The sequence below is a fragment of the Candidatus Saccharibacteria bacterium oral taxon 488 genome, assembly GCA_010202645.1.
Taxonomy (GTDB): domain Bacteria; phylum Patescibacteriota; class Saccharimonadia; order Saccharimonadales; family Saccharimonadaceae; genus Nanosynbacter.
This window is the reverse complement of sequence record CP047920.1, coordinates 81027-95221: the sequence shown is the minus strand read 5'-3', so window position 1 is coordinate 95221 and position 14195 is coordinate 81027. Positions and strand designations below refer to the sequence as shown.

General features: G+C 50.8%; 14 protein-coding genes. 2 read left to right on the top strand and 12 right to left on the bottom strand.

All coding sequences use genetic code 11. The features are described from left to right. Position 1: 1 nt before the first annotated feature. Positions 2-430 (bottom strand): single-stranded DNA-binding protein, encoded by a 429-nt coding sequence (gene ssb, locus GWK77_00485; protein ID QHU92666.1) that lies wholly within the window; start codon positions 428-430, stop codon positions 2-4. A gap of 37 nt (positions 431-467) precedes the next feature. Continuing rightward, the gene (gene rpsF / locus GWK77_00480; protein ID QHU92665.1) at positions 468-827 is read right to left on the bottom strand and encodes a 30S ribosomal protein S6; all 360 of its coding nucleotides are present in this window, start codon (positions 825-827) and stop codon (positions 468-470) included. Positions 828-963: 136 nt separating this feature from the next. On the opposite strand from rpsF, the gene GWK77_00475 reads away from it, so the two are divergent. Beyond that, entirely contained in the window at positions 964-1773 is an 810-nt protein-coding gene (locus tag GWK77_00475) for a hypothetical protein (protein QHU92664.1), read from the top strand. Between the two features lies 1 nt (position 1774). On the opposite strand, the gene GWK77_00470 is transcribed toward GWK77_00475, so the two are convergent. The 8 genes from GWK77_00470 to GWK77_00435 form a co-directional block, all read right to left on the bottom strand. After that, positions 1775-2680: a hypothetical protein gene (locus GWK77_00470; GenBank protein QHU92663.1), complete on the bottom strand. Its 906-nt coding sequence runs from the start codon at positions 2678-2680 to the stop codon at positions 1775-1777. Positions 2681-2756: 76 nt separating this feature from the next. Then, positions 2757-4976, bottom strand: a complete 2220-nt coding sequence (locus GWK77_00465) for a hypothetical protein (GenBank protein QHU92662.1) — start codon at positions 4974-4976, stop codon at positions 2757-2759. Between the two features lie 70 nt (positions 4977-5046). Further along, positions 5047-7215 (bottom strand): RNase J family beta-CASP ribonuclease, encoded by a 2169-nt coding sequence (locus GWK77_00460; GenBank protein ID QHU92661.1) that lies wholly within the window; start codon positions 7213-7215, stop codon positions 5047-5049. Positions 7216-7357: 142 nt separating this feature from the next. Next, positions 7358-7936, bottom strand: coding sequence for a uracil-DNA glycosylase (locus GWK77_00455; GenBank protein ID QHU92660.1), 579 nt, complete (start codon positions 7934-7936; stop codon positions 7358-7360). Between the two features lie 63 nt (positions 7937-7999). After that, positions 8000-8878: a hypothetical protein gene (locus GWK77_00450; protein QHU92659.1), complete on the bottom strand. Its 879-nt coding sequence runs from the start codon at positions 8876-8878 to the stop codon at positions 8000-8002. A 58-nt stretch (positions 8879-8936) separates the two neighbouring features. Next, positions 8937-11054: a polyribonucleotide nucleotidyltransferase gene (pnp, locus tag GWK77_00445; protein ID QHU92658.1), complete on the bottom strand. Its 2118-nt coding sequence runs from the start codon at positions 11052-11054 to the stop codon at positions 8937-8939. Between the two features lie 127 nt (positions 11055-11181). Beyond that, positions 11182-11964, bottom strand: coding sequence for a hypothetical protein (locus GWK77_00440; GenBank protein QHU92657.1), 783 nt, complete (start codon positions 11962-11964; stop codon positions 11182-11184). Between the two features lie 9 nt (positions 11965-11973). Further along, positions 11974-12591: a hypothetical protein gene (locus tag GWK77_00435; GenBank protein QHU92656.1), complete on the bottom strand. Its 618-nt coding sequence runs from the start codon at positions 12589-12591 to the stop codon at positions 11974-11976. A 121-nt stretch (positions 12592-12712) separates the two neighbouring features. Here GWK77_00435 and GWK77_00430 point away from each other — a divergent pair, with 121 nt between their 5' ends. After that, on the top strand, positions 12713-13306 hold the full coding sequence (locus GWK77_00430) for a sortase (protein QHU92655.1): 594 nt from the start codon (positions 12713-12715) through the stop codon (positions 13304-13306). Between the two features lie 59 nt (positions 13307-13365). Here the strand turns inward: GWK77_00430 and rpsO are convergent, their stop codons facing one another. Both rpsO and GWK77_00420 read right to left on the bottom strand, forming a co-directional pair. Next, positions 13366-13632, bottom strand: coding sequence for a 30S ribosomal protein S15 (gene rpsO, locus GWK77_00425; GenBank protein ID QHU92654.1), 267 nt, complete (start codon positions 13630-13632; stop codon positions 13366-13368). Between the two features lie 52 nt (positions 13633-13684). Then, positions 13685-14179 (bottom strand): prepilin-type N-terminal cleavage/methylation domain-containing protein, encoded by a 495-nt coding sequence (locus GWK77_00420; protein QHU92653.1) that lies wholly within the window; start codon positions 14177-14179, stop codon positions 13685-13687. Positions 14180-14195 lie beyond the last annotated feature (16 nt).

Sequence of the window (14195 nt, the reverse complement as noted above, 5' to 3'; positions counted from 1 at the left end):
TTTAGAACGGTATCTCGCTAAGATCGATCGGCTTATCATCAATATCCGCTACGGTCTCAGCCTGCTTGGTATTAGTATTACGTGGTGCAGTTGTATTCGCGCTATCGCCGCCCGGAGCATCAAGAAATGTTACGTCGGTCGCCGTCACTTCAATACGCGAGCGGCGCTTGCCGGTTTCTTTATCATCCCAGCTGTCCTGTCGCAACCGACCCTGCACCAGTACGCGGCGGCCCTTTGACAGGTACTGCATCACCAGTTCGCCCAATTTTTCCCACGCGGTAACGTCGAAGAAATCAGCTTGATCATCCTGTCCGGCACGATCAACCGCGATACTAAAGCTAACAACTGTCCGACCTGATGGCGTTGTCCGCTGCTCTGGATCGCGCGTTAACCGTCCCAGTAAAATAACTTGGTTGATACTTCGTGCCATGATGACCCTCCTTTTTTATTATGTATCGCGTCGAATATTAGGCTTCTTTATCAGCCGCCTCGGTGGCGACCTTGGCTTCGCGCTCTTTCTGCTCAGCAAGCGCCTGGCGTGTCTTCTCGTCGGTCTTAACCAACAAATAACGAAGTACTTCGTCGGTGATATTCAGAACACTTGATATCTTGAGCGGTGCACTGCTTGGCAACTTCACCTCAAAGTAAACATACACCGCAAAGTCTTCACGGCGAATCGCATAGGCTAGTTTTTTCTTGCCCCAATTGTCTTCTTTGGTAATTTCGCCACCATTGGTAGTGACGAGCGACCGGACCTTGTCTAGGGCCGCATCCAGATTTGCTTCCAAATCTGGATGAATAAGAACGGTCAGTTCGTATTCGTTCATGTTTCCTCCTTCGGAATCCTTCACGGATGGTTATGCTATCGCACATAACCTTAGGTTATTATTCTCTCGTATTATACGGTAATCTGATGCAAAAGTCCAGTGATACGCCCCGCTGGGCCGTGCTACAATAGGGTTCATGCGTATCGCCATTCAAGGACAAGCTGGATCATTTCACGAACAAGCAGCGAAACAATGGTATGGATCTGACATCACCATTGTTCCGTGCGTGACCTTTGGCGACGTCTTTCAAGCCTATGTCCGCAATAAAGCCGACGCCGTTGTCGTGGCAGTAGAAAATACCATTTACGGGACCATCAACGAAACCTACCGTCACATTGAATCCTGTAGCGCTCCCATCGTCGGTGAAGTGACGCTTACCATTCAACAAACCCTCATCACCAATCCAGGCACAAAACTTGAAGATATCACTGCTGTCTATTCACATCCTGTCGCTCTGTCGCAATGCCATCAATTTCTCCAAGAACGCCTGCCACAAGCCACACAAATTGAATATTTTGATACCGCTGGCGCTGTCGAATTCATCAAACAACAGGGTTCACCACACCTAGCGGCCATTGCTAGCGAAACCGCTGCCCAACTATACAATATGCCAATTCTCAAACACCACATCCAAGATGCTCAGGACAACATCACGCGTTTCCTGGTCCTTGACCAGATAACCACGGCGACCGACGCTGATCGAGCAACGCTTGTGGTGACCACCGCCCATCAGCCAGGCAGCCTCCTTGAAATACTCCGCACATTCGCCGATCAGTCCATTAACCTCACCAGCCTACAATCCCAGCCCATCGTCGGCCAACCGTGGAACTACAAATTCTTTATGACCGTCGACGCTGCCGGCCCGTCATTACATCGCGCCATTAATAAAATTACCTCAACTGGCCACAAAATAACATTACTCGGTGAATATCTGGCGGCACGTTAGTTTACTGAGAGGGCAAGATATCGGATATATCACCATCGGTCGCGAGCCGATCAAATAGGCTTTTTGCCGCATCATATACCTTAGCACTCTCCACGGCCCGACCATTGATCTCTCCCTTAGCCGGTACCGCCGCTACGCTTTCATAATCTGGTCTCGATGGCGAGACAGACTTTGGTGAAACAATTGTAATTTCCTTAGTCTCCGACCAACCATCAGCAGTCTGTCTGTGCGACCATTCCACTTTCGTCGGTAACACGCCTTCTAGAGCCGGTAGTAGTGCTTCTGGAGATTCGATATGCTGATGTGCCACAGGTTCTGGAGACAAAAAATCCAACCGCCACGTTATCCGATCCGTCTGTCTACTCTTTGCGCCGACCTCAATCATATCAGTGGCAACTTCTACTGTGATCTCACTTCCACCAAACCTTTTGTCGCCTCGAACAACATCAACCGATACCACATTTCCCTCATTGTCTGTAATCGTCATTGACTGCTGTTTAGGCCTATTGTGATCATCATAATAATCTTGGCGAACGAGTCGAGCGGCATTACTATCAACCGACTTCCCTGCAGCAGTAAGCACTCGTCCAGCAACATCGCGCGCAGACTGGACTATATTGGGATCCTTTAAAAAGCCCTCTGCTTCTTGACGGCCTTCGGTCTCCGGTAGGGTGAAGGTGATTTCTTCCGCTCTCGAATTATCATTGGACTCTTTGAATATTCCACCATCGGTATTTTCTACCGATGGTGCGGGCGGAACATCGTGTGACCGACCAAGACTATACCCAAGTATGCCCGATACGGCTAACGTGACCGCGGCAACTCCCAGCACAAGAGGCTTCTTTAACTTGTCGCCTTTACTATCAGGAGATAATTCTCCATTATTTCTACAACTTACGTGCGCCATGTAGCCATCCTTCCACATACAAATCAATTTCTCACTCAGAATATTATAACCTATACAAATAATTATGTCAAGCTAGCTATTGCCCTAGCTCATCGACACTTGAAACCAAAACATCACGAGCTTTCGAGCCGTTCGCCGGGCCAACAATGCCACGCTCTTCCATCTCTTCAATCAGTCGCGCTGCCTTGCCGTAGCCAATCCGTAGCCGCCGCTGTAAATAGCTGGTAGAGGCCTTGCCGCCCTCAATCACCACTCGCACCGCGTCCATAAATGCTTCGTCTTCACCACCACCGCTAAAGTCAACTGCCAGGCCGCCCTTGCCATTTAGTTGTACTGGCTGCGCCACCACCTCATCATTGTACTGCGGTGCTGATTGCATCCGCAGGTGATCAGTAATTTTATTGACCTCGTCATCGGTCACCCACGCACCTTGAATGCGCTTTGGCTTGCTCATGCTCGGCGTATACAGCAGCATGTCACCCTGGCCAAGTAGTTTCTCGGCGCCAATTTGATCAAGAATGGTCCGCGAGTCAACCTGCGACGCCACGGTAAAGCCGATACGCGCCGGCACGTTCGCCTTGATCAAACCAGTGATCACGTCAACACTTGGCCGCTGCGTTGCCAGGACCAGGTGGATACCCACCGCCCGCGCTTTCTGCGCCAAGCGAACGATCAGCGCCTCGACGTCGCGTGCCGCCACCATCATCAAATCGGCTAGCTCGTCAATTACAATAACGATGTACGGCATCGCTCCGTCTTCGTGCTGTTGAATGTTGCCATCAGCGTCCGCTACCGGGATTTTTTTAGCTCGCGTGGCGAGGCGCTGATTATACCCTTTAATATCGCGAATCTTCTCGGCCGCCAACAGCTTATAGCGCCGCTCCATCTCATTGACCGCCCATTTCAAGGCCGAAATAGTCTTTTCTGGCTCAGTAATCACCGGAGTCAGCAAATGTGGGATGTCTTCGTACGGTGCCATTTCCACCTGCTTCGGGTCAACCAAAATCAACTTCATATCGCTTGGACTGTTGCGGTATAGCAAACTGGTCAATAGAGTATTAATCATCACCGACTTACCAGAACCGGTCTGACCGGCGATCAACATGTGTGGCATTTTATTCAGCTCACCAATCACTGCTTCACCAGAGATGTCCTTACCAATCGCAAAGCTCAGCGGCTCGCGGGCATTCTTCCACTGCTTAGAATCCAACACGCCATACAGCCGCACATCAGCCGCTCGGCGATTTGGCACCTCAATACCAACGGCTTTTTGCCCAGGAATTGGCGCTTCAATCCGCAAGCTCTGCGCCGCCAAATTCAAAGCAATATTCGTCTCCAGCGCCGTGATGCGTGTCAACTTCACACCGCTCGGCGGCCGCAAGGTATACTGCGTCACCTTTGGCCCGATATTTGCGTCTTCCATCTCCACATCAATATTGAACTCTGCCAGGGTATCGTGAATAATCTGCGCGTTTTGCCGAATATCACCAGCGTCAGCTGGACTTTGCTTTTTCTCTAGCAGATCGAGGCTCGGTGCCTGCCAGTTCGGATCGTGTGCCGCCACCAGCGCTGCTTGCTCCTCGGCTGCCTTATCTCGCGCCACGCTACCGCGCAGACTGCTCAGCGGTGACGCCCTTCTATCTTTTGGTGTGACGGGATCAACGGTTGGGACGCCGGCATTGAGCTTGATGTCGCTCGATGATTTGGCGCTGGCCGCATCCTCGCGAGCCGCCTTCTTCATGACTGCCGCATTGTTATCATCCTCGGAATGATCACGCTTGAACGCCTCGGCTACTTTCTTGATCACTGTAAACGGCGACGTCTGGGTAATAAATAACGCGGTAATAATGATGAGCACCACATATATCAAAGCAGCGATGCCCGGGTCGACCATGGCACTCATCGCTCGATTAGCCGTATCGCCGATGAACCCACCAGCCTCCGGCCGAGCTGGTGTTTTTACTAGCCCAAACAGCCCTGACAGCCACACTACTTCGAGGATGGCTGCTAATTTCATCGCCAGCGGTAACCGATTATTCTCCGCGCGGAAAATCTCCACAGCAATATATATCAGCAAGATTGGCAGTCCATACATCGCGTAACCAAGCATGCTCAGGGTCGCTTTGTGTAGCCACCCCAACACCGGACCACCAACACCAAACCACGCCACCACCAGAAGAAGCGACAACACAACGAGCAGTACCGCGCCGACTTGCGCCCAAAAGCCGCTCGGCACATCATGCTTTGGAGCTGTGGAAACTGATTTCTTGCGGGTAGATTTTCGTTTTTTTGGCATAACTATTTTTATTATATCACTTTACCGACATTCACATTGTAGCATATTTTACAACAAATAGCAAGCGTGGCTAGTACGCGCGCACTCGGCCGACCTCTCGAGCCTTGGTGTCATTCGCCTCGGTGTCCGGTACTTGGCGGCGCGGGAAGCGACGGCGCGGCATGGTTGGCAGAGTCATTTTCGGTTCCGTCGCCGAGTTAGTCACAACCTTTTTACTGCGCGCCGGTGCTTTTGTGGTAGAAGTACTCGAGGTAGCAGCTGATTTTACTGTCTTCAAGCCACCCACTTCATTAATTACCGGGATAACAATTGGTGTGCGGCGTGTCTGGTCATACAAAATATGTGTGACTTCGTCCTTAATCTCTTTTTTCACCACGTCAAGATCATACTTACCAGCAAAACTGCGCGCTGCCTTCTGCTTCAAGTACTGGCGAATCATATTCATCAATTCCTCGGAATCGCGTAGATAGATGAAACCGCGGGAAATAATGTCTGGGCTGGTTAGTAACCGTCCCGTGCCACGCTGTACCGTTAACACCACCACAAACATACCTTCCTGAGACATATGGATGCGGTCTTTTAACACCACCTCAGAAACGATAGCGCCCGTATCGTCATACATCACACCGCCAACTTGAATTCGACCGGCTTTCTTAGCCTGCCGTTCAATATCAATTTCAATAATGTCACCAGCGTCACACACAAAGATATTCTTCCTAGGAATACCGCACTCTTTTTCTGCCAGCCGAGCATTGTAAACCAACATGTGAAATTCGCCGTGAATTGGCATATAGTACGTTGGGTTCAGGGCGTTAATCAACTTAACGTGATCGTCGTAGTAACCATGACCCGACAAATGCAGCGGTCCAATCCCCGTCAAGTGTGTCTTGCCGTTCTGAATCACATCAGAACCTTCGCGCATCAAGCCATCAACTGTTCGCACCACGTTTTTCTCGTTGCCCGGAATTGGGTTAGAGCTAAACACCACCACGTCAGAGCCTTTAATCTTCATGTATTTATGCGCGCCAGTCGCCATGCGGCTCAACACGGCATTAAATTCACCCTGCGAACCAGTACAGACCACGGTGATTTGGTTATCCGGCAGCTTGATGATATCCTCCATCTTCATGACAGTGTCTTTCGGGATCTTGATAGTTCCCGAGCGCAGCGCCACTTCCAAGTTCTGAATCATTGAAAAGCCGGCAAATGCCACCTTGCGGCCGTGCTTGTGTGCTTCTTCCAAAATCAATTGCAAGCGGTGCACCTGTGATGAAAAACAGCTTAAAATCACCCGGCTGTTACTAAATTTATCCATCACCTGACCGATGGAATATTGAATATCAAACTCCGTGTGCGTGTGCGTCCCCTCTGATTCACAGTTGGTCGATTCATTCATAAACATCAACACGCCCTCTTTGGCGGCAATCTCTGTCATACGCTCAAGATCAAACTTCTGGCCGTCAACTGGACTTTCCTCAAACCGCCAGTCGCCAGAATCAATCACCACACCGAGCGGCGTCCGGATCACCACCGCGGTTGAATCCGGAATTGAGTGATTCACCCGTACCAATTCAACCGAAAAGTACTTCGACACCTGAACAATTTCGTGGCTCAATGGATCCATCACCCGAAAGTCCGGCTGAAAATCAGTATCGGCGTCAGCCATCGACTTGTCCAGCATGCCGATGGTAAATTTCGACGCATAGACCGGTGCTGGAATCCGGTGGATAAAGTGCCGGAAGGAACCGATGTGATCAAGGTGCCCGTGAGTAAACACATGCGCCTTAATCTTATGTTTGTTCTCCTCTAGCCAGGTGATATCTGGCGTGATGTAGTTGATACCTGGATAATCGCTGCCCGGAAACAGGAAACCCATGTCCACAATGATAATCTCATCGTCATACTCAATGGCGTTCATGTTTTTACCGATGCCCATTTCGCCGACACCACCGATTGGGATAATCCGTAGTTTTGGCTTGCCACCACGAGTCCGTTTTGGTTGCATTTTGGCACTAAATTGCTCGCCGCCATAGCCGTTGTAGACCGACTTATTGACTGGGATATCGATCACGTGCTGCGACGCCCTGAGGTTAACATTCTCGCTCGTCCGCCGCTGCGCCCGAAACACTTCACCTTTGCGAGTGGTGGTACTATTCATCACCGCCGTATTACTTTTTTTTGTAGCTGGTCGTTTTGACTGATCATCGCCTTTCGGCGTCGCGAGTCGTCTTTGGCCCATACGTATTGTTCTCCTTTTATAAAAATATACCTTTGCAAAATTAGAATGACAGGCGATAGACACGGGGGCAACGTACGACAAATCTATCCCCTAACAATTGCGTCCATTATAGCACGGGGCGCCAACTCTTGTCAAAAATAGCTCAGGCGCTCGCCTGGGCGGCCAATTGCGCCGCCCGCACAAAATCATCAATTAACGTCTGCCGCAATGCCCCGTTATACAGCGCTGCTGCCGGATGATACAGCGGAATTACCAAGAACTTCAAACCGTTGAATTGTGCCCAGCGCGGATTGCCATGATCACGCGAGATCGCCAAGTCAGGAATAAATGCCATGCCGCTATGCCGACCCAATGTGATGACTACCTTTGGCTGAATAATTTGCAGTTGACGCATCAAATACGGCCAAAAAGCGCGCTTCTCCTCCGGTAGTGGGTCACGATTGTTTGGCGGCCGATATTTAACAATATTGGTGATATAGACATCTTGGCGACGTAACTGGGCTGCGGCTAACATCTCGTCAAGAAATGTACCAGCTGCCCCAACGAATGGTTTGCCCTGAAGGTCTTCGTTTTTTCCTGGTGCTTCACCGATAAATACAATGTCCGCGTCAGCTCGACCGTCGCCCATCACCAGCTGCGTTGCCTGCAGCGCCAAGTCATGACAAATATCACCAGCGACAATCTCTGCCGCCAAAACCTCCAGTCGCGCTGCCTCATCCATATTTCTATTATACAAAACACCTCGTCACTATGCGAGGTGTTTTGCTTGATGCCGAGGCGAAAATTACTTTTCAGCTTTTTCTTTCACCAGGTTGACGAAGTCTTTCTCGTGCTTCTGCAAATTTGATTCTTGGATTTTCTTGGCAAAATTGGATAGCGGGTTTGACCTGCCTGACGACAGGCGCGGTGCCTGAACACTGTAATCTTTATTGGCGCGTGCTACAAAGAAATCACCTAACGCCTTGTAATACTCCTTCATCTGCTTACCAAAGTCCTGCACTTCTTTTTGCTCTGATTTAGTAATGTTATCGAGTAACTGATAGCAGCCGCTCATTTTTTCATCGTAGAGCTTCCTAACTTCATCTGCTGGCTTACCGATATAGCTAAAATAGCTCGGTGAACACTTCTTGGAGAAATCTTTCATATCTCCTATCAGATTGGCGATGGCAAGCATATTTGGGCGCACCTTTTCATAGGCAGTCTTGTACTCGCCAAAGGATTTTTTGGTCTCCTCGTCGCGCATAATCTTCGATGAATCAAGCTTCTTCATCATCAAATCAGCACGTCCCACCGCCTCTTCAATCAGCTTCTTTGCGTTATCAGCATTCGACGACTTGAGTGCCGAGTTGAGGCTGTTGCCGTCAAACTCCTTCAGTGTCTTAGCAGCTTCTTGGTAGTCGGCTTTTGATGGCCCACCAAGGAATATAACAGCCAGCACGATGCCAACCACGATAACTATCAAACCTATTGAACCGCCAATGATACCCCATAGCGCACCCTTGCTCAACCCTTTCTTGGGCTGCATCGGTACACCTTGCTGCAGTGGCTGCTGTGGCTGCGGCACCGGTGGTACTGGCTGCGAGGGCGCCGGAGCAGTCTGCTCGGTCGCCACGGGCGATGTTGCTGTCGGTTGTGGTACGTTCTTATTATTCTTGTCGTCCATAATCCCCCTCAATTACTCTTACATTCTCATTGTATCGTATTTTGCTAAAAAGCAAAAGTTACAACCCGATCATCGTCAAGTTAATCTTACCGCGCTCATCAATGCCGGTGATTTTTACGCGAACGGTTTGTCCTTCCTTGACTACATCCGTCACCTTAGCCACGCGGTGATCTGCTAGCTTCGAGATATGCACCATGCCGTCAACTCCTGGCAGAATATTCACGAAGGCCCCGAAATCTTTGATACTGACGACCTTGCCTTCGTAGATTTTGCCAACTTCTGGCTCTTCGACCAGGCTTTTAATCCAAACAAGCGCCTTCTCAATTGACTCGCCGTTCGGGCTGGCGATAGTAATCAAGCCGTCTTCCTTGATATCAACCTCGGCACCAGTCTCGCTGGTAATCTTGTTAATCACCTCGCCGCCCTTACCGATCACGGCGCCGATTTTATCTGGATCAATTTTTAGCTTTTCAATCCGCGGCGCATACGGGCTGAGTGTCTCCCGCGGCGCTGGCAAAATACTCAGCATATGGTCAAGGATAAACGCCCGGCCCGCCTTACTCTGCTCAATCGCTTGGCGCAGCACTGCCACCGGCAAGCCATGCACCTTCATATCCATCTGGAGCGCCGTGATGCCCTTGGCCGTACCAGTCACCTTGAAATCCATATCGCCAGCAAAGTCCTCGGCATCAGCGATGTCGCTTAATACATACGGCGTATCACCGTCCATCATCAGACCCATGGCAATGCCGCTAACTGGCGCCGAGAGAGGCACGCCGGCATCCATCAGCGCCAAACAGCTCGAGCAAGTCGCCGCCATTGACGTCGAACCGTTCTGACTCATAATTTCGGTAACACTGCGAATAGCGTACGGGAAATCTTCCTCGCTCGGCAGCACCGGCGTTAAGGCTCGCTCTGCCAAGTAGCCGTGGCCAATTTCGCGCCGGCCCGGGCTGCCCATCCGCTTAACCTCGCCAACCGTATAGCCAGGCGCATTGTAATGATGCATATAGCGCCGTTCGCCGTCGTTAACCTCCATGGTATCAACCAGCTGCGCGTAACTCAGCGGCGCCAAAGTCACAATGTTCATACCCTGAGTCACGCCGCGAGTAAACAGGCTTGAGCCGTGCGCCCGTGGTAGCAAACCAACTTCTGAACTTAATGGGCGAATTTCAGTTAGTTTGCGGCCGTCTGGACGCATATTATCCTCGACGATACCGCGGCGCACATCGTTGTGCAATGCCAAGGTAAATGCTTCATCGTATTCATCGCGCACTTCGTCGTACTCCTCAGCACTCAAACCTAGCTTTTCGACCATCGCTTCGTGAAATGCCCAGCGAATCTCGTTAACCACTTCGTTGCGCTCTGGATACGGCCGGCGGACTTTCTCGCCTAATTTGCCGTCAACCCACTCATCAGCCGTCTGCTGGATAGCTTCGTCAGGCAAAACCAGATGGTATTCTTGCGGAGTTGGCGCCACTTTAGCCGCTAGCTCGCGCTGCAACTGAATCGCTGGCTGCATCATCTGGTGCGCCCACGCCATGGCATCGACAACCACCTCTTCTGATACTTCCCGAGCACCAGCCTCCACCATAGTGATACCACTTTCAATCCCAGCCACCACCAGGTCAAGATCAGACTGCGCCCGCTCTTCCGGAGTCAAAAAGGCTTTGAATTCGCCATTTACCCGCCCGACGCGGAGCCCCGCCACCGGTCCGTCAAATGGTGTACCAGTCAGCATCAGCGCGCTCGACGCCGCAATCATAGCGATGACATCCGGGCGAAAATCCGGATCCATGCTTAGTACCGTCGCCACCACTTGCACTTCTTGGCGATAACCCTTCGGGAACAGCGGTCGAATCGGACGATCAATCAACCGGCCGATCAGCACCGCCTCGTCGCTCGGGCGACCTTCGCGCTTGATAAAGCGGCTGCCAGAAATCTTTCCCGCGGCATAAAATTTTTCTTCATAATCAATCGACAGCGGGAAATAATCCAGCTGCACTGGCCGGCTGCCTACCTGGGCACTGCCCAGTACCACTGTATCGCCGTAGCGCACCAGCACGCTGCCCGTCGTCCGAAAGCCGACCCGGTTCACCTCCAGTGTCAGCGGACGGCCGCACAGCTCGGTGGTAACGCTAAAAATCTCCTTGCCACTCGGGTTAATAATTGCCATAGATCCTCTCTTTCTCGCAAAGACAGTAACAGGTGTATGCGTACTGGTTTACTATCAACACACCACACATCCATCACCGTCTGCGGGTTATATTCGCGCTTTCTATTATATCACAGGGCCGCACGCTTTAGAGAAAGCCAGCCTGGTGAAACTCGCTCTGAATACTACCAAAAACGTCACTGACACCAGAGAGCGTTTCATCGGTCGGTGAAAGCCATCGTAACCCATGCCCCCCTCGATGACTAATAGCAAAGCCCTCCACACCCGGTGCCATGGTATACCTCTCATAGTTCTGCTCGCTACCATGCGAAACGTGTGGCGGCCGTTCCAACTCTGGCACGAAAGACAAAGCAATTACGTCTGGGGCATATCGCTTGATATATTTCAAGAAATCCTCATCCGTTAGCATAGCCACCCGCGCTACAGTCCACGTTGCATTCATTTCAGCTACCGTAAGGCTTGGCTGGCCAGTCTGGAGCAAAAGACGAATCCCCGCTTCGACTTGTGAATCATCGTCAGGAGCCGACGCCATCACAGACTCCATGTGAAAACTACTCTTACCATTTTTCACCACTGCTTCTCCGGTCATAAATCCATAGCCCTTCCCGCCAGTACGCGATGCGGAGGTTGGCGGTGGTAGCGCTAATGGCTCACGACCAGTAAATACAGGAGTCGTAGGTATTTCTCTGATACATCGCAGGAACATATCGTACGCCGCATCATATATCTCATACGCCCAATCAAGATCAAGCTTCGGAGCATTCGTCTCTACCGATACTCTCCGCTGACTTTCATCGCCACGATTCATAAGCAGCCCACCAGCTGTGGCCGCCACTGCTCCAACCGCACCACACAGTAGACCACGCCGACTTATTGGACTCTTTTTTTCCGATTGTTCATGACTCGTCATATGAAGCTCCTACAGGCATAAATAAGCATGTGCACTTGGACACCCAGCCCCAGCAGCATCTTGCTGAGTAACCGTATGTAGCGCCAGCTTATAGAGCATAAACATTGCCTCCTTAAGATCGGTAAGGTGCTCTTCACCAGCTGCTGACTCCAGGGTAACAAGTTTGTGGCTATCAATATTGGTATCCTTAAATAACATCCCAAACAGCTGCTGAACCGATGTGAGGAGTCCTCCTCCTGTTTCTTTAAGCAGTTTCCGCGGCGGTTTATTTAGGACCGTTGGCCCCAATAAGTCATCCTCAAACATTTTATCCGGAAAGAAGTACTGCCAAAAATTATTAACAAATTTACTCGGCAGTTTTTCAGACGTATCAGAGCCGTCTTGCGACGAATTTGCTTGCGACGGATCCATACCGTTTTTCCAAAAATTATCCGCATCTGTAAATCTTGAATTATGATCATCAGCACTCAGCTCTTCCAACTTCTCAAGATGCAGCGGGCCATCACTTAATCGTCCCCCATCCGGACCAATCTGCTTCTTAACAGCAGCCACAACTTCACTAACCCTTGCCACTTGTTTAGCCACATCTGGCGGTAATTTATCAGCCCGCGGCGCGTATTCATTCATACTCTGTAATTTAGCATAAAAACTATAAAAAGTCAAACAGCACCCCCCAAACAGATTAGCTCACCACGATGGGATAACGACCCATACTACTAGGCTGATACGCCCATGCTACAATTAACAAGTGAAGCAGATAACCCACGCCAAAAGCTGCCGCCGATGGCTCAGTATGAGTCTGGCTATTATCATGCTCGCTGGCGGCGGCTACACACTCATCACGGCGTTTAGTCCATTCTTTCGCGCTCAGCTCATTAACCCAATGCGTAACGAAACTACCCAGCTTCTCGCCGCTACGCCAGAAACCAACATCACCGAGGATCGTCTCTATATTCCCAAAATTGACATTAACGTGCCGTACGCTACTGGCGGTGCCGAGACTATGGAACGAGGTGCATGGTGGCGTCAGCCAGAGAATGGCAACCCAGTTGACGGCGGCAACTTTGTTTTGTCTGCCCATCGATTTATCATGGGTCTAACACCACAGCAAACCATCCAAAAATCGCCATTCTACAACATTGATAAGCTACGCATTGGCGATGAAATAATCATTGACTACCGCGGCAAGCGCTACACCTACGTCATATCCCGGCTATTTGATGTCAAGCCGGATGCCGTTCACATCGAAAACCGAACCAACAAACCACAGCTTACCCTCTATTCATGCACCCTCGGCGGCGCGGCTGACGGCCGAATGGTTTTCGTGGCTACACCGCGCTAAATCAAAATACCCACCTCGTGATATATCAAGGTGGATATCCGTACAGCTACCCAGCGCGACTATTTACGCAGACCCAGGGCAGCCACAACCGCTTTATAACTCTCAAAATCAGTTCGCTCCAGGTATCTGAGCAGGCGCTTGCGCTTGCCAACCATCTGGATTAAGCCACGGCGCGCCATGAAGTCGTGCTTATTCGCCTTCAGGTGCTTTGTGACCTCTTTGATACGAGCCGTCAAGATCGACACCTGCGCCTGCGGGCTGCCAACGTCGTCCTTGTTGACCTGAGTCAAAGCAATTGCTTTCGCTTTATCGTCTTTGCTAATCATAGCTTCGTCATTATACCAATGCTACACTAAAAACGCAAATCAGCCGCATTTGCTAAAATGTCTGCACGTAATTATACGCCGGATTACCGGTGGTCGGCACGGCGGCGCCCGGAATGTTACAGGTCGCCTTGACCGCATTAACCTGAGCCGACTCCTGCGGCTTGGCGGAATTAAGGGCCGCAAATACCGCGATACCTGTTATCTTGCCGGAGGTATCTTTGCACGGATACCAGACAAAAATATCGTTTGGATTTGACGCGTTCTTGCTGCTGACACCCTCGCGATACCCCGGCTGGATATACTGCGGCACAAGTGAGTCAACGCTATTAGCGTTATTGAACGTCCCCTGTCCTGACGGCAGCGTTCGTTTCTGTGTGTCATATATCTGCAACGCGTCCCCAGCGATCTTGACAATGGAACGGATCTTGGTGTCAGTGGCGTCCTGGCGCACGCCCGAATACGCCACAATACCGATGGTCGCCAAAATCGCGATCACGACCATCACAATTAATAGTTCAACGATTGTAAAACCTGTCTGCCTACCCATGCTTTGATAATAGCAC